At 33.9% G+C, this 22,891-nt stretch carries 27 protein-coding genes; 2 read left to right on the plus strand and 25 right to left on the minus strand.

Annotated elements, in window-relative coordinates:
- Positions 1 to 260: 260 nt before the first annotated feature.
- The gene (locus QE109_RS01605; RefSeq protein WP_281092618.1) at positions 261 to 1,238 is read left to right on the plus strand and encodes an aldose epimerase family protein; all 978 of its coding nucleotides are present in this window, start codon (positions 261 to 263) and stop codon (positions 1,236 to 1,238) included.
- Between the two features lie 118 nt (positions 1,239 to 1,356).
- Here the strand turns inward: QE109_RS01605 and QE109_RS01610 are convergent, their stop codons facing one another.
- The 20 genes from QE109_RS01610 to QE109_RS01705 form a co-directional block, all read right to left on the minus strand.
- Positions 1,357 to 2,421, minus strand: coding sequence for a LacI family DNA-binding transcriptional regulator (locus QE109_RS01610; protein WP_281092619.1), 1,065 nt, complete (start codon positions 2,419 to 2,421; stop codon positions 1,357 to 1,359).
- A gap of 107 nt (positions 2,422 to 2,528) precedes the next feature.
- A complete protein-coding gene (locus QE109_RS01615) occupies positions 2,529 to 3,425 on the minus strand; it encodes an ROK family protein (protein ID WP_281092620.1) in 897 nt (298 codons plus the stop codon).
- Positions 3,426 to 3,432: 7 nt separating this feature from the next.
- Positions 3,433 to 4,848, minus strand: coding sequence for a glycoside hydrolase family 1 protein (locus QE109_RS01620; RefSeq protein ID WP_281092622.1), 1,416 nt, complete (start codon positions 4,846 to 4,848; stop codon positions 3,433 to 3,435).
- A 46-nt stretch (positions 4,849 to 4,894) separates the two neighbouring features.
- Positions 4,895 to 5,788 (minus strand): PucR family transcriptional regulator, encoded by an 894-nt coding sequence (locus QE109_RS01625; protein WP_281092623.1) that lies wholly within the window; start codon positions 5,786 to 5,788, stop codon positions 4,895 to 4,897.
- A 171-nt stretch (positions 5,789 to 5,959) separates the two neighbouring features.
- The gene (locus QE109_RS01630; RefSeq protein ID WP_281092624.1) at positions 5,960 to 7,060 is read right to left on the minus strand and encodes an ABC transporter ATP-binding protein; all 1,101 of its coding nucleotides are present in this window, start codon (positions 7,058 to 7,060) and stop codon (positions 5,960 to 5,962) included.
- Positions 7,061 to 7,169: 109 nt separating this feature from the next.
- Positions 7,170 to 8,075 carry a GNAT family N-acetyltransferase gene (locus QE109_RS01635; protein WP_281092625.1) on the minus strand — a complete coding sequence of 302 codons (906 nt, stop codon included), beginning with the start codon at positions 8,073 to 8,075 and terminating at the stop codon, positions 7,170 to 7,172.
- Complete coding sequence (locus QE109_RS01640; protein WP_281092626.1) at positions 8,072 to 8,608, minus strand: hypothetical protein; 537 nt, start codon at positions 8,606 to 8,608, stop codon at positions 8,072 to 8,074. The genes QE109_RS01635 and QE109_RS01640 overlap by 4 nt, the downstream gene beginning before the upstream one ends.
- Positions 8,609 to 8,774: 166 nt before the next feature.
- Positions 8,775 to 9,338: a DUF2812 domain-containing protein gene (locus tag QE109_RS01645; protein WP_281092627.1), complete on the minus strand. Its 564-nt coding sequence runs from the start codon at positions 9,336 to 9,338 to the stop codon at positions 8,775 to 8,777.
- Positions 9,335 to 9,664, minus strand: a complete 330-nt coding sequence (locus QE109_RS01650) for a PadR family transcriptional regulator (RefSeq protein WP_281092628.1) — start codon at positions 9,662 to 9,664, stop codon at positions 9,335 to 9,337. Before QE109_RS01650 ends, QE109_RS01645 begins: the two co-directional genes overlap by 4 nt.
- Before the next feature lie 100 nt (positions 9,665 to 9,764).
- On the minus strand, positions 9,765 to 9,962 hold the full coding sequence (locus tag QE109_RS01655; protein ID WP_281092629.1) for a hypothetical protein: 198 nt from the start codon (positions 9,960 to 9,962) through the stop codon (positions 9,765 to 9,767).
- A 1-nt stretch (position 9,963) separates the two neighbouring features.
- A complete protein-coding gene (locus tag QE109_RS01660) occupies positions 9,964 to 10,830 on the minus strand; it encodes a damage-control phosphatase ARMT1 family protein (RefSeq protein WP_281092630.1) in 867 nt (288 codons plus the stop codon).
- A gap of 14 nt (positions 10,831 to 10,844) precedes the next feature.
- Positions 10,845 to 11,729 (minus strand): acetamidase/formamidase family protein, encoded by an 885-nt coding sequence (locus QE109_RS01665; RefSeq protein WP_281092631.1) that lies wholly within the window; start codon positions 11,727 to 11,729, stop codon positions 10,845 to 10,847.
- 20 nt (positions 11,730 to 11,749) lie between these two features.
- Positions 11,750 to 11,896, minus strand: a complete 147-nt coding sequence (locus QE109_RS01670; protein WP_281092632.1) for a hypothetical protein — start codon at positions 11,894 to 11,896, stop codon at positions 11,750 to 11,752.
- A 70-nt stretch (positions 11,897 to 11,966) separates the two neighbouring features.
- Entirely contained in the window at positions 11,967 to 12,479 is a 513-nt protein-coding gene (locus QE109_RS01675; RefSeq protein WP_281092633.1) for a GNAT family N-acetyltransferase, read from the minus strand.
- Between the two features lie 176 nt (positions 12,480 to 12,655).
- Positions 12,656 to 13,489 carry a VanW family protein gene (locus QE109_RS01680; protein WP_281092634.1) on the minus strand — a complete coding sequence of 278 codons (834 nt, stop codon included), beginning with the start codon at positions 13,487 to 13,489 and terminating at the stop codon, positions 12,656 to 12,658.
- 105 nt (positions 13,490 to 13,594) lie between these two features.
- A complete protein-coding gene (locus tag QE109_RS01685) occupies positions 13,595 to 14,152 on the minus strand; it encodes a GNAT family N-acetyltransferase (RefSeq protein ID WP_281092635.1) in 558 nt (185 codons plus the stop codon).
- A 203-nt stretch (positions 14,153 to 14,355) separates the two neighbouring features.
- Complete coding sequence (locus QE109_RS01690; RefSeq protein WP_281092636.1) at positions 14,356 to 15,672, minus strand: S-layer homology domain-containing protein; 1,317 nt, start codon at positions 15,670 to 15,672, stop codon at positions 14,356 to 14,358.
- A gap of 9 nt (positions 15,673 to 15,681) precedes the next feature.
- On the minus strand, positions 15,682 to 16,536 hold the full coding sequence (locus QE109_RS01695; protein ID WP_281092637.1) for a hypothetical protein: 855 nt from the start codon (positions 16,534 to 16,536) through the stop codon (positions 15,682 to 15,684).
- A gap of 288 nt (positions 16,537 to 16,824) precedes the next feature.
- Positions 16,825 to 17,169 carry a hypothetical protein gene (locus tag QE109_RS01700; protein ID WP_281092638.1) on the minus strand — a complete coding sequence of 115 codons (345 nt, stop codon included), beginning with the start codon at positions 17,167 to 17,169 and terminating at the stop codon, positions 16,825 to 16,827.
- Positions 17,138 to 17,593 carry a hypothetical protein gene (locus tag QE109_RS01705; protein ID WP_281092639.1) on the minus strand — a complete coding sequence of 152 codons (456 nt, stop codon included), beginning with the start codon at positions 17,591 to 17,593 and terminating at the stop codon, positions 17,138 to 17,140. The genes QE109_RS01700 and QE109_RS01705 overlap by 32 nt, the downstream gene beginning before the upstream one ends.
- 227 nt (positions 17,594 to 17,820) lie before the next feature.
- Here QE109_RS01705 and QE109_RS01710 point away from each other — a divergent pair, with 227 nt between their 5' ends.
- The gene (locus QE109_RS01710; RefSeq protein WP_281092640.1) at positions 17,821 to 19,896 is read left to right on the plus strand and encodes a methyl-accepting chemotaxis protein; all 2,076 of its coding nucleotides are present in this window, start codon (positions 17,821 to 17,823) and stop codon (positions 19,894 to 19,896) included.
- 90 nt (positions 19,897 to 19,986) lie between these two features.
- On the opposite strand, the gene QE109_RS01715 is transcribed toward QE109_RS01710, so the two are convergent.
- From QE109_RS01715 to QE109_RS01735, 5 genes are all read right to left on the minus strand, one after another.
- A complete protein-coding gene (locus QE109_RS01715) occupies positions 19,987 to 20,646 on the minus strand; it encodes a hypothetical protein (protein ID WP_281092641.1) in 660 nt (219 codons plus the stop codon).
- A 2-nt stretch (positions 20,647 to 20,648) separates the two neighbouring features.
- Complete coding sequence (locus tag QE109_RS01720; protein WP_281092642.1) at positions 20,649 to 21,068, minus strand: hypothetical protein; 420 nt, start codon at positions 21,066 to 21,068, stop codon at positions 20,649 to 20,651.
- A 71-nt stretch (positions 21,069 to 21,139) separates the two neighbouring features.
- Positions 21,140 to 21,415 carry a hypothetical protein gene (locus QE109_RS01725; protein WP_281092643.1) on the minus strand — a complete coding sequence of 92 codons (276 nt, stop codon included), beginning with the start codon at positions 21,413 to 21,415 and terminating at the stop codon, positions 21,140 to 21,142.
- A 17-nt stretch (positions 21,416 to 21,432) separates the two neighbouring features.
- On the minus strand, positions 21,433 to 21,813 hold the full coding sequence (locus QE109_RS01730) for a hypothetical protein (RefSeq protein ID WP_281092644.1): 381 nt from the start codon (positions 21,811 to 21,813) through the stop codon (positions 21,433 to 21,435).
- Between the two features lie 24 nt (positions 21,814 to 21,837).
- A complete protein-coding gene (locus QE109_RS01735; protein WP_281092645.1) occupies positions 21,838 to 22,734 on the minus strand; it encodes an EFR1 family ferrodoxin in 897 nt (298 codons plus the stop codon).
- Positions 22,735 to 22,891: the final 157 nt, after the last annotated feature.

Raw genomic sequence — 22,891 nt, forward strand, 5'->3', positions numbered from 1 at the left:
TTTCGTATAAATTTAAAAAAAATATCAGAAATTACATTGAAACATCTCTATTAAGCAACTTTTTTGTTTCGAAATCGCTTTCGTTAATAAAATTATACTTCCATTTTTTTAACAGGTCAACAAAAAAATCACTCTAATTGTATTTATTTTTATTTTTGATACAAAAAAAACACGACTGGCTTGACACTATTTTCAAACAGCAGTATGATGTCCATATTATTTTCAGTTATAATTCTAGTAGTTGATAAGGAGTAGTTAAAATGACAAAAGTCGAGAAATTTATATTAAAAAGTAAAAGTGGTTTTAGTGTTGAAGTTCTAAATTTAGGCGGAATAATCACAAAAATAATGGCGCAAGATAAACATGGGAACCGTAAAAATGTCGTTTTGAGTTACGATGATTTTGAGGATTATAAAGCCAATCCCTTATTCTTAGGTTGCTTTGTTGGACCAGTTGCCGGAAGAACTAAAGACGGTATTCTGTCAATAGATCAAGAAGTCCAGAAATTAGATATAAGTTGTCATCCAAATAGTCTACATTCTTGTAAAGATGGACTTCATAATGTACTTTGGAGCGTTGAATCACATACGATTGACCAATTAGTTCTATCTTATAAAGTTCAAAGTGCTTACTGTAAACTATCATACAAAATCACATATTCAGTTTCTGATGAAAAACTCAATATAGACTATTATGCAACCAGCGATCATAAAACATATTTGTCTTTAACAAATCACAGTTATTTTAACCTCTCCGGCGATTATAACAGCACTATTTTAAATCACACTTTAAAACTGAACTGTACACATCTAGCAAGATTAGATGATGAAAGTCTTCCTGTGGAGTTAGTAGAATTGGATAAATCTTCTACAGACTTTATAACCGAAAAGCGATTATATGATGTCGTCACCAGTGATACGCCAGATATAAAAAAAGCATCTGGAATAGACCATCCTTTTAAGTGTGGCGATGAAAACAAAATTGCGGTTCTAAAAGAGCCAATATCTGGTCGTATAATGAAAGTATCTACGACGCAACCATACGTGATCATATACAGTGGTAATTTTCTTCATACAGCACAAAGTGGTTCTGGAAAAAAACTCACTCAATATTCTGGTATTTGTTTCGAAACGCAAGACTTACCAAACATTCTTAGCAACAGACTTGATTCGATTACGTATGTTACACCTGAGTCCCCTTACAAACATAGTACTTCTTTTGATTTTTCTATCTTGTAAGTAACCAATTTCAACCTTAATCGATATAAATGCAAACACATCAAACACTTCGACTTAAAAAAAAGCAGCCATATAAACTATCATATGGCTGCTTTTGTTAATATATAACTATATCGTCTTACAAGTTACTCTTTGTTTTTTTGATGCGTTCGATTAATTTATGATCTTCTGCTTTGTTCCTAGGTTGCTTACAAGTTCCACCTTCAATGAGCTCAACACCTATAGTGATTACTGAATTATCGTTGGTTTTAGCCTCTAACATCTGTATACATTTAAGTGATGCTTCTTTCCCCAATCTTGACGTATTTTGTTTGATCGTAGTTAATCTAGGGTAAACCATTTCACCAATCTCAACACCATCAAAACCAGCTACAGAGATATCTTCAGGCACTTTGATACCATGTGATCTAAGGGCGTTAATCCCCCATATTGCAGAGTAATCATCTGGAAAAATTATCGCAGTTGGAACATATTTACGTTTTAATATGATCTCTACTGCATCGACGTTATCATTTTTTTCTCCATATTTCGATTCAACCAACATATCTTCATAGAAAGTTATACCCTCTTCATCTAGTGCTTTTTTGAAACCCCTTATACGCTCTTGAGTAACAAAAACTTCATGACCATAAACGTACATAATGTCTCGATGACCAAGAGAGATGAGGTATTTAGTCATCTGATATAATCCTTTGTAATTATCAGACATAATTGAACTGATATTATTAGACAAATAATCAATTGCAACAACTGAAAGGTCACTTGCCATAAGCTCTTGAACTTGTTCCTCTTCAAACTCAATACAAGCGATGACCACACCATCAATCTTTCGTCTATTACAGTGTTCAAGATATGACATTTCATCATCACCTAAATTCTTTGAAATAAAGGTTATATCATATCCTTTTTCTTCTGCTTGCTCTTTAACACCTTGTAATACCTGTGAAAAAAAGTAATGTGTCAATCCACTATGACTTTTATCTTCAAACAAAACACCTATATTCCAAGTTTTGTTTGTACTTAAGGCCCTTGCTTGTAAATTTGGGACAAATCCCAACTCTTTTGCTTTTTTCAATATGCGTTCTTTAGTTTTAGCGCTTACATCAGGATAATTGTTTAGTGCTTTCGACACTGTAGAACTAGAACATCCACAAGCATTTGCTATATCGTATATTGTAACCATTAAGGTCTACCCTCCTGAATAACATCGACTAATGTTTCGAAACCGCTTTCGACAACATAATCATATCACTTTGTTAATTATCAAGTCAACTAAAGAAAGCACAAAATTTATTTATATTTGTTAATCAAATGATAAACTGCTCCTATCAAGTTTGCATCCGCGCCACATGCACATATAGCTACATTTGGACGTGACATGAATCCAAATAATTGTTCATATAATTTGTCAAACTCAAGTTCAATATTTTTTACAAAATCAGGTCTATTGCTTATAGCACCACCAATCAATATCAACTCTGGATCATAGACGTGTTGAATATTATGGAGTCCATATGCAAACATCTTGAAAAAGTGATCAATACTCTCTTGTGCCTTTATATCACCACTTTCAGCTAGCTCAAATACAAGCTTTCCATTTAAAGATTTAACTTCTTTGTTTGTTTTGCTGGCATAATTTTTAACTAAAGATAATGTAGATCCATTGGCACTCCAAATTATAGGCGTTCCATCCGATTCATATCCATTGATAATAAAGCCGAACTCACCAGCAAACCTTCGATTTCCACTGTAGATTTTTTTATCAAGGACTACTGCGCCACCAATTCCAGAGCCACACACCACTAAAGCAATATCATTAACATCTTTTGCTCTGCCAATCCAGACCTCGGCAAGTGCAGCACAATTGCCATCATTATCTGCTGAATACGGTAAATTATACTTTTCCCCTAGGTCTTTAGATGGATTCGTGCCGTTGATATAGATAAGTGCACCTTCACTTAAAGCTTCACCCGTTTTAGCATCTGTCACACAAGGCTGGCTCATTGCAATGCCGTCTATTGGTGAAATCGCCATTGCCCAATTCACAATTGTTGTTAACTCACTGATTAAGTCGTCATAATTTGTCATTGGTGTCGGTGTACTTGTTTTCTCAAGAATCATTCCTTCAGAATTTACAATTGCAGCCTTAATCGCAGAACCGCCAATATCTATCGCTATATAGTTCATCTTTCACCTACACCTCTTTACCATTAGTTTCTATTACTTTTTGATACCACTGAAATGATTTTTTCTTTGTTCTAGACAGATTTCCAGACTCAAAATCTATATGAACAAACCCATATCTTTTTTTGAAACCATTTAACCAACTTAAAAGATCTGTAAAAGACCAAGTACAATAAGCAAGTAAATCTACACCATTTGCAACAGCTTCTTCACATGCGAGTACATGTTTACGAAGAAAATCGATTCTGTAATCATCATCAATTTTACCTTCTGGTGTAACTACATCGTATGCACCAAGACCGTTTTCGCTGATAATGATAGGTAAGTCATAGCGCTCTTTTAAAATCTCTAATCCATATTTCAAACCTGCTGGGTCTATCGCCCAATCCCAATCAGTGTATTCTAAATCGTTATTTCTAACCTGTTTGTAAAGTCCGGGTACGCCACTTTCAGATTGCGTTCCTTTTTTACCAGTGGTATTCATCCCACTAAAACCAACACCATCTTCTGGATTGCCTGCAACCGTAGCAGTTTGATAGTAGTTTATACCGATAAAATCACATAATGATGCAGCTTTTTTCATCACCTCTAAATCCATTTTACTCACTTCAGGCATTACACCTTTTTTTGAATAATATGCAATAGCCTCTTTGGGATACTCACCTTTGTAATAACTATCTAAATACCATAGAGACCCTGTTGCATCAAACATCTCTTTTGCTTTTAAATCTTCAGGTTGATTTGTTGCTGCATAAGAAGGCGTGTATGCGATGCTAGAGCCAATCATTCCAGTGTATCCAGCTTCTTTATACGCTAGAACTGTATATGCATGTGCAAGCACGGTATGGTGAAACGCATTTAAATATATCGCCTCATCTTGAATGCCTGGTGGGTGTACTTTTAACATATATGCCAAAGATGTGAATATATTTGGTTCATTCATTACAATCCAGTGTTTTACACGGTCGCTAAAATGTTCAAAACAAACTTTGCTGTAATTTACAAAATCTTCGATTACTTCTCTAGATTCCCATCCTCTATATTTATCTTGAAGCACTTGAGGTAAATCCCAATGATAAAGCGTAACCATTGGTACAATATCATTTGCTATAAGTTCATCAATTAAATCACTATAAAAGTCGATCCCCTCTTGATTAATCATACCTGTACCTTTTGGCAAAATTCTTGGCCATGAAATTGAAAATCGATATGTTTTAAGGCCCATTTCTTTCATCAAAGCCACATCTTCTTTAAATCTATAATAATGGTTACAAGCAATATCACCATTGGTGCCTTCATATGTTTTCCCTGGAATGTGCGCCCACAAATCCCATATTGACAAGCCTTTACCCGCTTCGTTATATGCACCTTCAATTTGATATGCGGCTGATGCTGATCCCCATAAGAAATCTTTTTTAAAACTCATGTTTGCCTCCTATAATTTTATAGCAAATAAAAAGTCCCTTAGGGACTTAGTTAATCTTATCTCCAAGATAGCTTAAGTAATAGTTAATCGCATCATTAAATTTACGGATATCATAGCCCGTGATACTTTCTAGTTTATTAAGCCTATAGATAAGCGTATTTCTATGAATGAATAACTCATTTGCAGTTTCAGTAATATTGAGGTTGTTATCGAAAAAATATATTGCCGTTTGTTCGAGTTCCGCATCTCCAACCGGTCTCACATGATGTTTCATGATTCCTTGCATAAACATATCATGTTCTACATCTTGACCCAAATTAGCACGTTTTAGTTGCCTAACTAGCATAGGAAAAAGAAGCGCTTCATATGTGATGACTTGTGCTTTTTGTTTGACAAGTTGAGCCAACTCAGTCAACTCAATTAATTGTAGATATGCACCGTGTAGTTCTGATGGTTGTGTAACCGTATTGCCTATAATAACCTTTGCACGCGTTAAAGCTTCAGACTCTAACATACCTAACAACTCATAGGGCGAAATGCTGTTTCTAGTTACAAAGACTACACTTTCTTGTTTACTTATAGCCACAATTCGGTCTGTTCCAAATGAGGAATTTAAAATTTCATAAACATCCTCGTGATTTTCTTTATACTGAATACGCCATAGATTTAGTGGATACTTTTGAGTTTTAAGATTTTCCTTATAACCATTGGGATCAAGCAATAAATTCACTTCTGCATCTAGCGCAAGACTTAAATCCTTTTCAATCCATTTTTGCACAAAAGTTATCTCTAGTTCAGTAAGTGCGCGATGAATAAGTAGATCACTTTCACTTTCTGTGCGTATTAAAGTTTGATTTTTATTAGGTTTCACCTGTTTTTTCTTGACCAATTCTATCTTACAATCTAGAATCGATTTTAATTCTTGATATAGTGGTTTCATAATGTTATCTCTCCAATAGTGCAATTTAGTGTAAAGTTATTATTTTAATCTTATCATATCCATTGTATTCTTGGAGAATTTTTTCTCACTTCAATATAAGATGGGGAAAAGGACAGACATCAAATGACTGCCCTTTTTCAAGGTTTTACACATTATTTATATGAAGGAGTTTTAAATGCTTGCTAAAATAGATTTTTCACTTTCCTTATCAAACAAGTGAATTTTTTCACTGTTGAAACTTACATGTAGCTCTTGATTAAATTCAAGTTCAACATGTGCATCTTCTTTGGCAATGTATTGTCTTCCTTTATAGCTAAAATAAACGTTAAGATCACTACCAAGTAACTCAGTAACTTCAACTTTAACTTTAAGGCCTTGACCCTCGCCAACTATCTTAATGTCTTCAGGTCTAACCCCTACAACAACTTCTTTTCCTACATAGCCGCCGTTTTTAACTGCTTTGACAATCGCTTCATCTAGTTCAAACTCAGTACCATCAATTGAAGCAAATATTTTGTTGTTTTTCTCAACTATTGTACCGTTAAGGAAATTCATTTGAGGTGCACCTATAAAGCTAGCAACAAACATATTTACTGGATGATTGTAGATAACTTTTGGTTCAGCAACTTGTTGAATAATCCCATCGTTCATAACACAAATTCTAGTTCCCATAGTCATAGCTTCAGTTTGATCATGAGTTACATAAACAAATGTAGTTTGAAGATCGTTGTGAAGTTTAATTAACTCTGCTCTCATTTGTACCCTTAATTTTGCATCAAGGTTTGAAAGCGGCTCATCCATAAGGAAAACTTCAGGTTTTCTAACAATAGCACGCCCTAGAGCAACCCTTTGTCTTTGACCACCCGAAAGCTGTTTAGGCTTACGTGTTAAAAGCTGTTCAATATCAAGTATTCTTGCTGTTTTTTCGATACGTTCCTTAATTTCATCTTTTGGAGTCTTTTGAAGTTTTAAACCAAATGCCATGTTATCATATACAGTCATATGCGGATAAAGCGCATAGTTTTGAAAAACCATTGCAATATTTCTATCTTTTGGTGCGACATTATTAACATATTGATCACCAATAGTTAAGTCTCCACTGCTAATCTCTTCAAGACCAGCAATCATTCTTAAACTAGTTGTTTTTCCACAACCTGATGGTCCTACAAGTACCATAAATTCTTTGTCTTTGATCTCCAAATCAATACTTTTAACTGCTTGGAATCCATTGTCATAAATTTTGCTTATGCCTTTTAACGATACCTTTGCCATATTTCCTCCAATTTCTTTTACTTATAACTCATTATAATTAAACTCTACTAAAAATGATATTGGAGCACCATACAAAGTTTATTGTGAGAAGTGTCAACTGTGCTTTTGCTTATGCATGTGTTAAGGTTGGAAACTTTACTCTCTCCGGTAAATCTTTTCGAATCTTTTTTATAAACAAAGTTGAGTCCTCTTCTTTAGACAACTTGAGAACATACTTAGACGTATCTTCAGGAACAAAATCAAACTTTATTATTTTCGAGTCTGTCTTCTCTTTGATAAATAGCTGTGTCAACTGGTGGGAATGGGTCTCTTTACGACTAAACACACCATAAATAAGCGTCTCATCAAGATGTGTTTCGGCGACAATTATGGCATCGAGTTCTTCAATATAATAAAAACAATTACTCAAAAAATTTAAACTATAAAACATTATTAAATATGGATTAGAAACTTCCATAAATTCCAATTTTAGCTGATTATTCATAACGATTTTAAAAAGTAAACTTTGGTCATTTATATTTTGTAAATCTAGTTTTCTCACCAAATCAGTATCAAAATTTTGAGTAGATATATCTATGTGTTGATAATAATGGTATTCATCTCTTTTTTCAAACCCAAACTTAGGGTAAAAATCTAGTACACTATCATTTGCAAATAAATAAATTAAATCGCACTGATCTTCCCACTCCTTTAAAATGATGTCCATTAACAAACGACTTAGTCCCATGCCTCTGTAAGTTTGATCAGTCATGACGGTTCCAAGCTGAATATAACGACTAATTTCATCCTTTATTTTAAAATCCATGATATTTACTGATATATTAGCAACAATTTGATCTTCATGCGCTAAAGCATAAGGTAGGTACTTATCCGTCCAGTGCCCATTCTGATACCAGCTTTCAAAATCAAAACCATAAGTACTTTTCGTTAATGCATTAAAACTCGCTCTTAAATTTTCATCATGTTCAAACTTTTTAACGAGTTTAAAAGTCCTTCCATTTTTTTCTATGATCATATGATGTTTCCTCCATTAAGGCTAGTTTTAGCTCTCAAAAGCGTTTCAATTTTCGGTTTGTTTACTAGTTTTAAATTAATTTGAAGTTCCTTTTCTTTGATTATTTGCAATTTACTATTGGTTTTAACAACCAAAATCAATCTAGCTACTGTTTTTTTATAGCCTTTCTCCCATGTGAAATCAACTACGTCTTCCCACTTGACGACACTGTCAGGAAAAACAAGCTTATTCTCATATGCTTTAAAAGTTGCTAAAACCTCAAGTCCTAAAACTATGCTTAACAATATAAAAAGTATTGGGATAATTACTGCTAAAAGAAAACTATGGTCACTCACAAAATTCATAATACTCAATATAGTTAAGATTACAAAAACAAAAAAACGAAAGCTATAACTAAAATCAAAGTTTCGCTGCTCAAAAATCAGTTGATCTTTTTCTGCAATGCTTCTTTTGATTTTAATACGTTTAAGGACTCTACTAACCCAAAGTGGTAATAATATAATTATGTATAAAACAATGATATATTCTGACATAACGCCTCCTATTTTAGTTTAAAATTATCATAAACAATAGGAAATATAAAGTTTTTTAAGTCTTTCTAATCAGATTTTAAGAATACAAGTCAAAACTAAACAAATTAAAAAAACCAATCTTATTGTTCACAAGATTGGCATACAAATTTTACTAAGTTTAATATCGTTACTCTGTAATTATTTGATCTCGTTTCAATTTTCCAATCTTTTGTTTCAGCGGTCTACCTAATCTCCAAAATAGTACACTCATCACTAGGCAAGATATCCCTATAGAGATATTGCCATAAGAAAAGTTACCCAGTCTTTCATTTAAGATCAAATTTATAATTCCTATGCCTAGGTTAATACCTCCTGCAATACCTTCTACAATCATTAGCGTATTCCATACGTTAAAAACTCTACTGTAATGCGCAATCTTTGAAGCTTTATCTGTATATAAATCAAAATCGCCGTTTTTCACATCTTTTCTAAGATAAATCCAGCGCATATAAGATGCTATATGTTCGATATCATTTTCGCCTAAAAACTTGATGTAAATAACACTTTCTGGATTTACTACACGATCCTTTAGAAGTTCAATCCTATACTGATATCGGTTTTGTGAATCTTCTTCAAATATATATTGTGCCCAAGTATAATGAATCATATGAAGCCCTTTAGCGGACATTTCATTAAGCCATTTTTCCTCTTTCTCATAATCCCAAAATAATTTCCAAACTTTATGTCTCATTTCACACCTCTTTCCAAGAGTGCTTTACCATTTTGAAGCAGCTCTTCAAGTCTACTGATCTCTTCGCCCAACACGGACCTACCAAGTTTTGTAATTATATATTCTTTTTTCCTTGAATCTGATTCACTAAAAACTTGCTCAATCCAATTCTTTTCAACTAATGTATTAATTGCGCCATATAATGTTCCTGCACCTAAGTTAACACGTTCGTGACTTAATGATTTAACATTTTGCATAATACCATATCCATGCAATGGTGATAACAGAGATAATAATATATAATATACCGCTTCAGTTAAAGCACCTCTATCATTGCTTTCAGGCAATCTTCTCACCTCCATATATTACGTTTGCTGTTATATCGGCTAACGTAATATAAGTATATCGGCTGACGTAATAGTTGTCAATAAAAAAACCTGATTATCATCAGGTTTCAGTAATATATGTATATTTATTCTTAGTACTTATTGACTTGGCTGAATCAACAGTAGTGATAACTTCAATGTCTTTTAGAACTTGACTAATTTGCGCCTTATATTTTAGCTGATTGAAATTCAATAGGGAAAAAATAACCATAAATGTCAGGCCCAAAATTACAAAGACACTTTTCCTTTCAAAATCCATACTAAACCTCCAAATCAGTCAAGACATAGTCCATTCTCTTGCAACCGATTTCTGCTGCAACAGACTTACACTTAGCCCTTAAAAGATAAAAGATATTTTTACTTCTAAGATGACTTAAAGTTTCGAAATTTGCTTGTCCTTTGCTTATAATGAGATCACACTTTTCAAATTCTGATAAAAAAGCATTTGAACATGCACTTAAGATCGTCCCCTGAGCAGAGTGACCATTTTCCATAACTTTAACAATTTTATGAATGCCTGAAAAATAAACATCCTCCATGGTCGCATCATTTACAATTGGCCCCCCTTTTACAACAAAGGTTACTTTATCTTTAGGTAGGTATTCCAAAAGCAGTTTATCAAACATTATTTCGCCAGCATTATCTGCGAGATACATGATTTTGTTAGATTTTTCAACTGCATCCTTTAAAGCAGTAGAGCCAGGTCCAAAGATTTCAACTTTCATACTATTCTCTACTGATGCCAAAATATCGGAATGTTCTAGTTCCAGTCCAACTGAAAAATCAATTATGTTACCGGCAATTGCAAGTCTACAAGCCATATCAAATGGGTCAGTTGCGTTATCTAACCATTTTTCACTTTTAATTTTTTCTGAGATTTCTAAAGCTACTTTATTATATTCTTGTTTTAACTTCACATATGGATCGCTATTTCCAGTGATCTGTTTTGCGTGTTGATGCATCTTATAGGCTATTTCTGGTGCAGTTGCATTAAAATCTAATTCACTTAATGATTTTAGTGACCTTTTGATTATCTCTTCCTGCTCATCATTAACACTTGTTGCTTCTTCAGCTATCTCAACTGCTTGCCTTGCAAGGCAAGGGATACATTCACGTGATATTTTCATATTTTTTCTACCTTTCAGTTTTTAGTCAATAAATAATGTTTTGGCATTTTCATCGCAACTGATTTGATCGTATTCACCTGCTGACAAACTTTTAAGTTTCCACATAAATTGAGCAGTAGGGCTGCTTCGTGTTTATCAAACCTCAGTACTTCTATCATATACCTAAGCATACTTTGTGAAGCTTTAATTGAAGCTTCTTCTAATGTGCTCCCAAACTCAATGATTTCAATATAGTCATCCATTTCTAGCAAGGGTCCTGTCAACATCTTATTTTTAATAACGGTAACTTTTACTGTAACCCTTCCATCAATTTCAAGCCCACATTCACCAATCTCACCATCACCCATCAGAGCATGTAAATCACCTATAGATAGAAGGCCTCCCTTTACAAATACAGGAAGATATAAATTCGTTCCTTTTGTGATATCATTGCAATCTAGATTACCACCATGACGTCCAAGTAATGCAGTAGATATAGGTTCTTGAGTTGCCACACCAATCACACCGATCATGGGACGCGCCTTTAAACTGAACATATCATTCACATAGACTGTATCGTTTTCAACACTTAGTCGATGGATCTTAATCTCATCTAAATAATCTTCATAGACAAGGTTGACTGGTCCTGTAACCATTATGCCAATTTCGCCAAGTTCAATATCTAGAATCTCTATCTTAAGGGTGTCTCCCACTTCACAATTTTCAATAAATAAGGGACCAGTTGCAGGATTGCTATTCTTAGGGTTATCCTTTCCCCAAACTGTATGTATTGGTGTGAAATTGTTGCAAAAACAGTCAAGTGTCTCAAAAATAACAGTTTCACCTGAAATGCAAGTTGCTGCAGGATTGTTATTTTTATTCATACTAAACACATGACATGAACTTTTAATTATAGTCATTCATCACCTCAAATGATATATTATCTTGATTTCCGAAAAATAAATGCAATCAGCTTCTTAATCCCTAAAAGCTCACCCAATTTATTTGCAAATAGTTGCCAATACTTTGTCCATAACATCGCGAACATTATGCCAATTAATATTGCCCACTTCAAACTTATTTCCATATCAACCTCCTGTTAATCTAATAAAGTTAAGCTCTACACCTGGATAATTTATAATTTATTATGTATAGTTTCAGTTTATACCAAGCATAAGACTATATAAAACGGTGCTTGTAATGTAATGCTTCTCAAGCTGAGTATTTGCATAGCCTTTTATGACCATTTCTAATCTACTAATAAAATTAAATCCCTGTATCTCATAGAATGAAATAGCCCACTTAGCATCTTTGTGTGCTAATAGTACGATTTCATTATTGCCTTTTTTTTGAAAATAGTCTTTTAACTTGTTCATGACAATTTTACCAATACCTTTGCCCTGATATTCCCTTTGTAAATACAATGCCATTAAATAAACTATGCCATCCTTAAGTTCTATCGTTCCAACAAATCCAACGACTTCACACTTATACTCTATCATCATAACATCATATGTCTTTGGAATACCGTTTTGTGAGATACTGCCTGCATATTTTTGAAAAGCACCTGGCATAATAGGCTCATATAAGTCAACATTTGAGAGACAAATTTTGACTAAAGCCTCTATGTGCTGCTCACTCGCCTTATAAATTTTGATTTCTGAGTTCATGCGGTCTCCTTGGTTAACGATCTGCTAATTTGATTTTCTCAATGATTATTATGTAACCAGTTTTTCTGGAAGGCGAAAGCACGTTTTAACCTATCATTTTATTATAACATTACTATTCTATTTTCTCAGTTTAATTACGATAAAATATCACTTTACTACCCCAGATAGATTACTAATTACAATGTTTCCATGATTAAATCTTTAGGAATATATTTTTTATCATACATAATTTTTGAATGGTTCTTTATGATCAGTTCTTTTGACAATAAATTACCTGTCCTTTTATCGATAATTGTTCTATAAACTTCATTATTTCGGTAATAGTCTTGATTTGTCTTGCTGTAGTAACAGTTTTCTTCTTTAAGATGATATGCGTTTTCAACTGGTAAATCACTGTAAAGTTCACCTTTTATGTATTCATCATTTATTGTGATTTTGAGCTGAAAACTATGCATCGTGTTGTTTTCAAATTGATAGTCTATGTAATTATAAGCAATAGAAGTTCCCGTACCAAATGGTACTTGTCTACCATAGTCAGGGAACAGGTCAAGACCGTTATGATGATGGTGCTCCAAAACGGTTAGCGGACTATGCAAAACCAGCCAATGTATGAGATTTGTGAACTGGCACATACCGCCGCCAATCCCTTTGTTCGCCTCACCATTTTTTATGATCAATCCTTCTTTAAAACCTTTTGACCGAGTGCATTTTCCCACAAGATACCAAAATGAAAACTTTTCACCAGGCAAGATAACGACGCTATCGATTTTAGGTCTAACTAAATTTAAATTAATCGCTTTGTTATCCTGTAGCTGCATATCGACATCACCTAGACGCCTTCTAATTAAAGAAGTGTGTTCATAAATTTTAAAAGGTAATGTCTCTTTTTCAATTCTGTTGGCTAGTATTTTCCGTTCAAAGAACCATTTTATATGCCTTATCAATACGTTTTTTAGGTACGAAATTTGATAGGTTAAGAAGTTGATTTCACTAAATGACTTTCTATTCATGTTGCCTCCTTTGATGTTTTTTAGTAATAGATTACGCTGGACATCGACTTGACCGTACTATGCTAGAACTACTTAAAAGGTATTAGTCTCTATGTTACTACATGGCTATAGCATCTTAATATAATAATCTTCATACATTGTAATCTGCCGATCATCAACATAATGAAAATTTAAAGTCTTAAGCGTCTCAGTTCTTGTTTTTGCATAGCTATTCCCTTTTGTAATGATACTATTTATCTTAAATAGTTCTCCAAAATACTCTAACACAACACTTAGAATATCATTCAAAAATTCTGATTTTTCATAAACAGTTGGTAAGTCTAATCTAAAAAGACCAACTTTTCCATAAGTATTAAAAGTTTCTTTTTTTGCAAATATCTCAATAGTGCCGACGGCCTTATTACTCTTTTTATCAACAACAGAAAATCTTACATATCCGCTTTCAGAGTATTCCATAAGCCAAAATTTAATCAGTTTATGTAATTCCGCTTCGGTGTCAAAATAAAAATCAATTGGACAGTTATCGCTATTAAAAATTTTAAGTGACGCTTTGTCTGAATAGCATCCTAACAAATCTTCAGCATCTTCTTCTTCAACTAATCGCAATAAAAACAGTTCTGTTTCTAGTACCGGACAACTTATATAGGGATTAACATCGTTCATTTCCATCGTCTCCTTAATTTACAACATTAAATCTTTTCATTTGAGTGTTTGTGTTTTTAATTTTATACTTTTTATTTTTAATTTCATACTTCTCACATATTTCGACAAACACGTCACTAATTCCTCTATTCACATAAATAATAATTCAATTATGCACTATAAAATGAAAGACACATAATCATGTGTCTTTTAACCCGCTACTATTAATCACCAAAATTCATATTTGCAACACTCAAACCATTTTCAAGGCTACTTTCTATGTCTGGAATTTCAAAAATTGAATCTTCTAAAAATATGGATTCGTCAATCTCTAGCAATTCCCAATTAACCTCAATTATATTATTATCAATTTCCCATTCTTGATGGAATTTAACTGGCAAATAATACTTAAGTGAATACCACCGCTCTGTTAGTATGCCATCTTTTGTTAATGTTTTTAAGTACAAGACCCTATCGTCTTCTATCTGATCATAATACCACTGAAAATCTTGAATTGACGGATCACTTTGTATTTCTCTAAACATGTCGGGAGTTAAAAACTTTAATGGTAACTGATTATCTTCAGATACATGACCATAATGTGTTCCCATATACATCAAGGAATAAGTTCTATATGACAGTTGATTAAAAACGTAAGTTGATCTTAGAAAATCATTATAGAAGTTATCTATCTTAATATCACCATTTTTATAGTATACTTCATATCTGATTGGAGTTGTCATTTCTGAAACTATACGAGTTCCAACAAGGACTGCTTTGTATGGGGTTTCATAAGGTTTGTACGTTAAACTTCTGCTTAATTCTTCTATAGAAATATCACGGTGATTGGCAAACTTCACCTTCATTTTTTCAATGTCAATTTGGTCTATAACTCTCCCCATATTATATATTGTAATAAAGGCTTGTTGCCTTTGAAAATTTCCTTTTGGGTCAAACTGATTACCCTTTTTTCCTTTAATGACGCCTAAATCATATAAGTAACCAGTATATTCTTTTGCCCAATCGCTTATCTCGGCTACATCCTCATAGCTATGCGTATCAAAAGTCACATTTTGACCACAGGCCTCAGCTGTTTGAGCTAAAAAAGCGACAGCCATCTCTCTATTTAAATATAGTTTAGGCTCAAATGTCGTTTTCGATGTTCCGTTAACTATTTCCAGTGCTCTAGCTGCAAGAACTTCTAAAGTCTTGCAATCTGTAAAGGTATCTTCTGGTGCTAATTTCACACCTATTTCATCTAAGTATTCAGTAATCGTCATTCCAACTTTAGCTTCTATCAAACGAATTGCTAAAATGCAATATTCTTCACGTGTAATAGTCTTAGTATAATCATTTTGCATACCCAAAGGAATCAATTGATCTTCAATTGCTTTCTGCACAAGCCCAGCTGCCCATTCAGAGGGTTGGTCCTTTGCAGTGTTTGCAAACACTATAGTTGGCACTATAAAACTCATAACGAAGTAAACCGTTAGCGAAAATGAAATTATTATTATTTGTGTGGTTTTTTTCCGTGTTTTCATTGTCGACCTCTAATTACTACTTGAAAAATCTAGGTAAGTACTTACTGTGGGCATGCCACCTTGTTCACTACTTAATTCTATATAGACATCAGTTTCATTAATTGTACCTTGAAGCATTACTACTAAAGATTCTGGTGTTCCCATTTTTTCATAATTTTTAGTCCCCAATAACAATTCTCGGTAATAAGCTGTTAAATCTTCTAATTCTGCATCTGAGACATATTCATAGACAATTGAATAATCATCTTGATAATCTTGAGTAACTTTATATGTTTTGTAAGCTAATGCTTCTTTCAATTCTTCCTCACTGAGTGATAGAACTTTAGTTTCTGTACCATCTCCACCTTCCATACCTAAAATAGCATTAGCCGCAGCGCCATTGTCACCATCGCCATCACTATCACCATAGTTTTCCAAATCTAACGACTCAGCCTCTTGTAAAGCTTCGCCCATTCCTTTTAATGTATCTTTTTGATCTTCTGTTAAGTTTGCCAGACTTTGTTTTTCATAGGCATAAAGTTCGGTAATACTGAGGCCCATATTTTCTGAAGCGACTTGCCATTCACTCAAAACAGTTTGGCCTTTTGAAGTTAATGATTCAATATATTCTTCTTCAGAAAGACCATATTTTTCTGCACCAATTTTGACTAAACCATCTAAAGTTTCTTGTAACGCTTCAACTGAGATACCTTCCTTTTGGGCTTGAGCTTCTAAAGTATTTGGGCTCTCTTTTGAAATACTGCTCTCAACGGTTGTAACTTGTGTCTCATCCATAACAGATTCTTTTGAAGAGCAACCTGTTAGTGCTGTACTTCCAATAATTATTAACAATACTGTACTCTTAAATATCCAATTGTTTTTCATGTGTTTTCTCCTTACTCATTTTAAGTTTAAACGCAGGACTAAAAATAATTTATCGTCCTATAATAACTATATAATACTTATCATTTTTGCAAGGGTACTCCATTGTCAATATAGGTCACTATATCAGCACATAAAAAATGACCCTGGTCACTTTACAATCACCATGGTCATTTATTTTAGGGCATATCTTAATTTATTTATTTACCTATTTTTACACGATTGTTTTTTATCTTAGAAGTAATTATAGCCGTTATAGTGAACACCATATGCAAAAAAAATGATGGCAAATTAGAAATCTAAAGTCGAACTTGCGTCAAAGTCTTCCAAATTAAGCAGTGGTTTAATTCCTCTATTCCCTTTAGTCGTAATTTGATTGCCATTTTCATCTGTCTTTTTCGAGATGAAATCACCAGTTAATAAGTTGTAATCGTCTTCGTCAGCATCCTCTTCTATCACAATGGTATTAAGGTATGAGCCGAGTGTAGCGCCAATTAAGAACCAGCCATTCTCTTGATATCTAAACCTATAACTTTGATACCATCTCCAGTTACTACCACCGTAGAAATTGATGACAATAGATCCTCTATCAATAATGATACTGTCAAAAGGATCCCCCCATACCCCCCCCCTCATCAGCTCCAAGTATAGCGTTTTCGCCTATTACTGATAGTGTATAGGTATTGTCACTATTGCCCATTGCAATCAATAATGACCTTTGAGGTGCTTGAGAGTTTTCGTCCAGCTTGACAATTACAGCTGCGATGTCTGTATTACCATCCTTGTTCAAGTCGCCTTCAACTTGTACTGGCTCACCTTCTACTTTTTCGAAAATTTTCCATCCTTCAGGTATCAAAGAGCCGAAATCACTTCCAATTGGACTCGGGACTGTGGTAGTCTCTTTTTCAGTTGTTACTTCGACTGTAGCTGCTTCTGTTGCTTCCTGCGATTCTTTTATAGTTGTTGGACTCTCATCTGTTGTATTACTTTCATTATTACTACATGCGATTTGCGAAAAACTTAGCAGTGCTATTGTTATTATGATCAATGCTTTTTTCATTTTCATACTCCTAAATGTACTTTTATTTTTAGAATAATAAACTAGTCTAATGCTCATTTAAATATCTTATTTGATTTCTTTACATATATCAACTGTTAATCTATATGTAAATCAATAAATAAACGTCTGAACAACCTATTTTTCCTTGACCTTGGTGTAACACTAAGGTTTATGATAACAAGGTTGTCATTGTATTTTTACAACTATAAGAAAGAGAGGAAAACACCTTGAAAATCAAACAAAAGTTATCTATCCAAAGTATCTTTGCTAAGTTTTTTTTAGTGGCTATGGTAGGTATGGTTATTCCACTGGTTATTACTTTTTTTTATTCTAGTAACCACGAAAAGAAAGCGTTAACCAATCAAATTGAATCATCACTTACTGAAATCAGCAATGAGAGGACGAAGTTAATTGACTTAGCACTTCAATCTGAAAACCAAATGAACAAAATGTTGGCAAATCAAAGCTCTGTTATCAACGCAGCGCTTCTATACCAAGATTCTAAAAAAATCGATCAAGAAATTATTACAGAATTCACACATGTAGTTACTGAAAAATCTAAAAATTCACCTGGACTATACGAAAATATATTTCTATTATTTAAGGATAACAAGGCACAAAAAAGTACGGTTGTCGCTGATAGTATTGGCGGAAAATCTGTTGGTGTTTCTTTTCCTTCCGATGCCAATTCTGTCCCTGTAATAAGTTCAGACACACAGTTTACCGGTCGAACTGAAGTTTCACAGATATCAGGAAATCCTGTTATCGTCTCTCAAGAAGACATCGTAGATAGTAGGTCAAATAAAGTTATTGCATCACTTGGTATTTCTATTGAACTAGAGCAATTACTAAACAGAATTGTTGGTAATAGTGATTCAAGTGATATCAAAGTTATGCTTTTAAGTGAAACTGGTCTTGTTTTAGCATCAGATAATGCCTCTTACATAATGCAGCTAGATTTTAATGCAGAAGATAGTGGCCTACAAGAGTTATTCCAACGTATCAAAACGGGAGAGTCTTCAGTTGGTGAGATGACACTAGATGAAGATGAAAAACTTATTGCTTATACACAGAGTGAATATACTGGATTTTATACCATTGCATACGCTAGTAAAAGTCAAATGTATTCCATCATAGGGAAAGGTGCTAGAGATTTATTCTTCATTATCCTTGCCAATCTCATATTATTTTCAATTATCATCTTTTTTGTAGTGAAATATGTGACAAAACCAGTAAAACTATCAGCTGCATACTTAAAAACATATGCGCAAGGAGACTTTACAAAAGAAATCCCAGAGAAAAATTTAAGAAATAATGATGAAACTGGTATTCTAATGAAATCAGTCAACATACTTAAAAATTCTATTCAAGGAATTATTCAGTCTGTGGTGAATGAGTCGAATACTATTGGTACATCTGTCCAACTCGTCAATCAAAATATTATTGACCTCAATAGTCAAATTCAAGATATTGCTGCAACTGCAGAAGAAATGTCTGCTGGTATGGAAGAAACAGCAGCTTCAACAGAAGAGATGCAGTCCTCTGCACTTGAAATTGAAACGCATATTCTTACAATCTCTGAAAAAGCAAAAGAAGGACTTCAAGCTTCCACTAAGATCAATGATCGTGCAAGAAATCTTAGAGAAAGCTCCATTCAATCTCAAACAACAGCAAAAGATATTCATGCCAGCGTAGCAAGAGATGTTAAAGAATCTATCGAAAAATCAAAAGCTGTTAACGAAATTGATCTGCTCTCAGTTGCAATCTTACAAATCACCTCACAAACCAACTTACTTGCACTTAATGCTTCAATTGAAGCTGCAAGAGCCGGTGAAGCTGGTAGAGGTTTCGCTGTTGTAGCAAATGAAATCAAAAATCTCGCTGAAGATTCTGAAAAAGCTGTAGGCAAAATACAAGTAATTACGAAAGAGGTCGTTTCTTCTGTAGAAAGCCTCATTCAAAATGCCGAAAAAGTTCTCGATTTTATAGATACTTCTGTGGTTCGGGATTATGAGGCTTCGATGAATATTGGTGAGCAATATAGTTCTGATGCAGAGTTTGTAGAAGTATTGCTAAGCGATTTTCAAACTACCACTCAAACACTTACGACTTCAATTAAAGTTCTGACAGACACAATAAGTGATGTTACAATTGCAAATGGCGAAGCTGCTAACGGAACGCATGATATAGCAGATAAAGTTACTACTATGATGCTGCAATCCGACAACATATTAACTGAAATCGACAAAACAAAGACTGTTTCTGGTAAATTAAAGGAAGCTGTTGCACAAATTAAAATTTAAAAACAATTTGAATAAAATGACGACTCAGATTCTGTCACAAAGTAGTTGTGACTTGATAAAAAAAGCAAGTTCTAGTGAACTTGTTTTTTTTTATTCAATAAACACATTTTCCTTCTCAGCATCCTCTTTTGAAAGGTATGTAACTACCATTGGCGCACTTTTTATATTTTCAAATAAAGCCTCAATTAACTTTGGTCTTTTTGTAAGATTTAGAGTGTTAGCGATCTCATCTTGTATTTCTATTTGTTCTTTAGTCTGATTGAGCTGCATTGATATCAGCGACTCTACGGCATAAACTTTCTGTTTGTTGACCACATCTAAATTCTCTCTCCAATCAGGATAATAAACCGCAAGTTCCAAAAATGCCTTAAAACTTTCCGCTATTTTTACACACTGTCCATCTTTAGAGATATAGCCCACAGGATATTGATCATCAATTATATCTCCCATGCCGCCTATTGTACCATAATGATTGCCGGCACTATCAACTGCAAATAGAGCCATCATTGGTACTGGATAGTAATGAAAGTTTTCCAACTGATCCGTCATAAAAAAATACAAATCACAATAAGACGCAAGCAATTTGTATATTTTATGGTCCTGTTCGTTACGTGGCACTGCCATCACTATTTTGCCAGAGGGAATCAGTTCGATTGCCTCTCCTTCATGTGATGCATAAAAACCTGGCACACCATTCTCTCTATTTTCAACATTTACCAGCTTTTTCTTCATCACCATTTTCTTCATCATCTTTACCCTTCTTCATACCAACCAATGCTCGCTATTTTAAGGGTGTTCTCTTTCCAAATGAGATGGATAGAGTTCGTACCCACAGTTTCGATATAATCGCTGCCATTATAATACTTTTTAAGATATTTACTTTCCACAAAAGCCATTGGACCGTTTATAGATATCGTATGGCTGATCTCTTTTTCGTTAAAGCCCTTACTTTTAATAATTGGATAATCATGAAATACTTTTTCGAACTCGTACACGTGATGTTCGATGTTATCAACGCTTAATATTCCTTTGCTGGTGTCACTGTACTCGATCAGTACTGCTTCATCCATAAAGAGCCCTCTAAAACTTTCTAGATTAGGCTCTTGTCCCTCTTCAAACGAAATATAGGCATAAAAATCTTCCAAAAAAGACTGAATTATTGTCTCGTTCATGTTATTCTCTCCTTTTAAACACAGATATATCCCCTAATAATAATCAAAATCATGTTGTGTGTTAGTGACGATCACAAGATCAGGAAGTTCAACCCTACCATCACAATGATAAAAATTGGAAATACCAGATAATCAACGATAAAAACGATACTCTTAAGCACTTCTTTTGACTTTTTGATGATCACTAAGCCATAGACCAATCTAAAAACGACAATTGCTGTCAATATGATATATAGATAAGGAGACTTGGGTTTATCTAGAATCCATGAATAGGCTATGATGACAAGTGTTACCATAAAAATTGCATTTGATATCGTTTCTAACTTCTTATTTAAATAATATTTCATTAAATGCCTTCCTTTTTTTACCTATCCATTTTACTTTCATTAACAACCATCACACCAAAGCCTTCTGGATCTTTATATAGATTGCCGTTAACTACCCAGTATGGATTCTTCGGTGTAAAAGTAACATAATTTTCTGCAGTAAGTTTTTCGATGACTGCGTCGTACTTCGCTGCTTCATAATATAAAACGATTAAATCATCTTCGTCAAAATGATGCTCAGGTTTATCCTGAGACACGGTAAATTCAATCTGCCAGTTGCCCTCCGGACTTCCAAGAATCATGCCATCATAACCATTGTGGTCGACAAACCCGCCGATTTCATGCATCTCAAGTAGATGGACATAAAAGTATCTCATTGGCTCAAGTGCAGTTACATGTCTTGCGGTTCTCATTCTCATAAATACACCTCTATTCTGAAAAAATTAATCTTCGATTAAGTAGTTCCTAACACCTTCCCACGCTTTGCCTTTGAGAAGTGGTAAAAGTTCATCTTTCGAAAGTGGATTTTCTGACGGCTCACAATAAGACTTTAGTGGATAACCCGTTGGAATCACAGCAAATTTGAACCATCCTGGAGAAAGCGCATGCTGTGGACATTCATACACACAGCTTAAACAGAAATGACACTTCGAATCAAATTTCACGGTTTTTTCACCGCTCTCGCTGACTTTAAAAGTGATATTGTTAGACGGACAATTTTTAATACAGTAACCACAACCATTACATGAGCTGTTAACCTTTATATGTTTTCCAAAATGCTTAGCACCAATGACCTCTATCCGGCCAAGTGACGTAATGGGATAATCTATAAGAAGTGGTTTTAAATATGGGAGTGATTTATTGTGTAAAAAAGCGTTAATCCACTTACTCACCTTATGAGGGACAACACGAATCAGTTCCTTTGCAATTTCATCAGGAACTGGCGTCATCCAGTTGTTTGGCATCACTGCCATTGCCTCTGTTGTGGTTTTAAATCCTTTTTGCTGAAGCAATCGTTTTACAGGTACTCTACAAGCACTGTTTGAAATCATTGCGCCACCGCCGGATACCGAGATCACCATAGCAGATCGATTTGATATTTCTTCCAGCGACTTGATCCATGTGTAAACCAGATCTGGCGCATTAAAGGCATGAACTGCATAGAGCAAGATCAACTTAGCATCAAAATCCAACTTTTGAGAGATCATATCAATGCTATCTACGGTTAACCTGTGTAATTCACATTCTATATTTAATGCTGAAAGCTGATTATATATTTCTTCAGCAATAATCTTTGTACTACCAGTTCCTGTGTAATAAAAGATCTGAATCTTTTCCATCTCGTGCCTCTTTCTTAAAATATAAGCGAAGTAATCTCTTGCTATATTTACTATTATTATAGCATAAATAAAAATCTTATCACATCGACCCACAGATTCTATCGCAATTTCATAATGATCTCAATTTCAAAACATACAATGGATTACCAATAATATT

The organism is Fusibacter bizertensis (assembly GCF_029914245.1).
Classification (GTDB): Bacteria; Bacillota; Clostridia; order Peptostreptococcales; family Acidaminobacteraceae; genus Fusibacter_C; species Fusibacter_C bizertensis.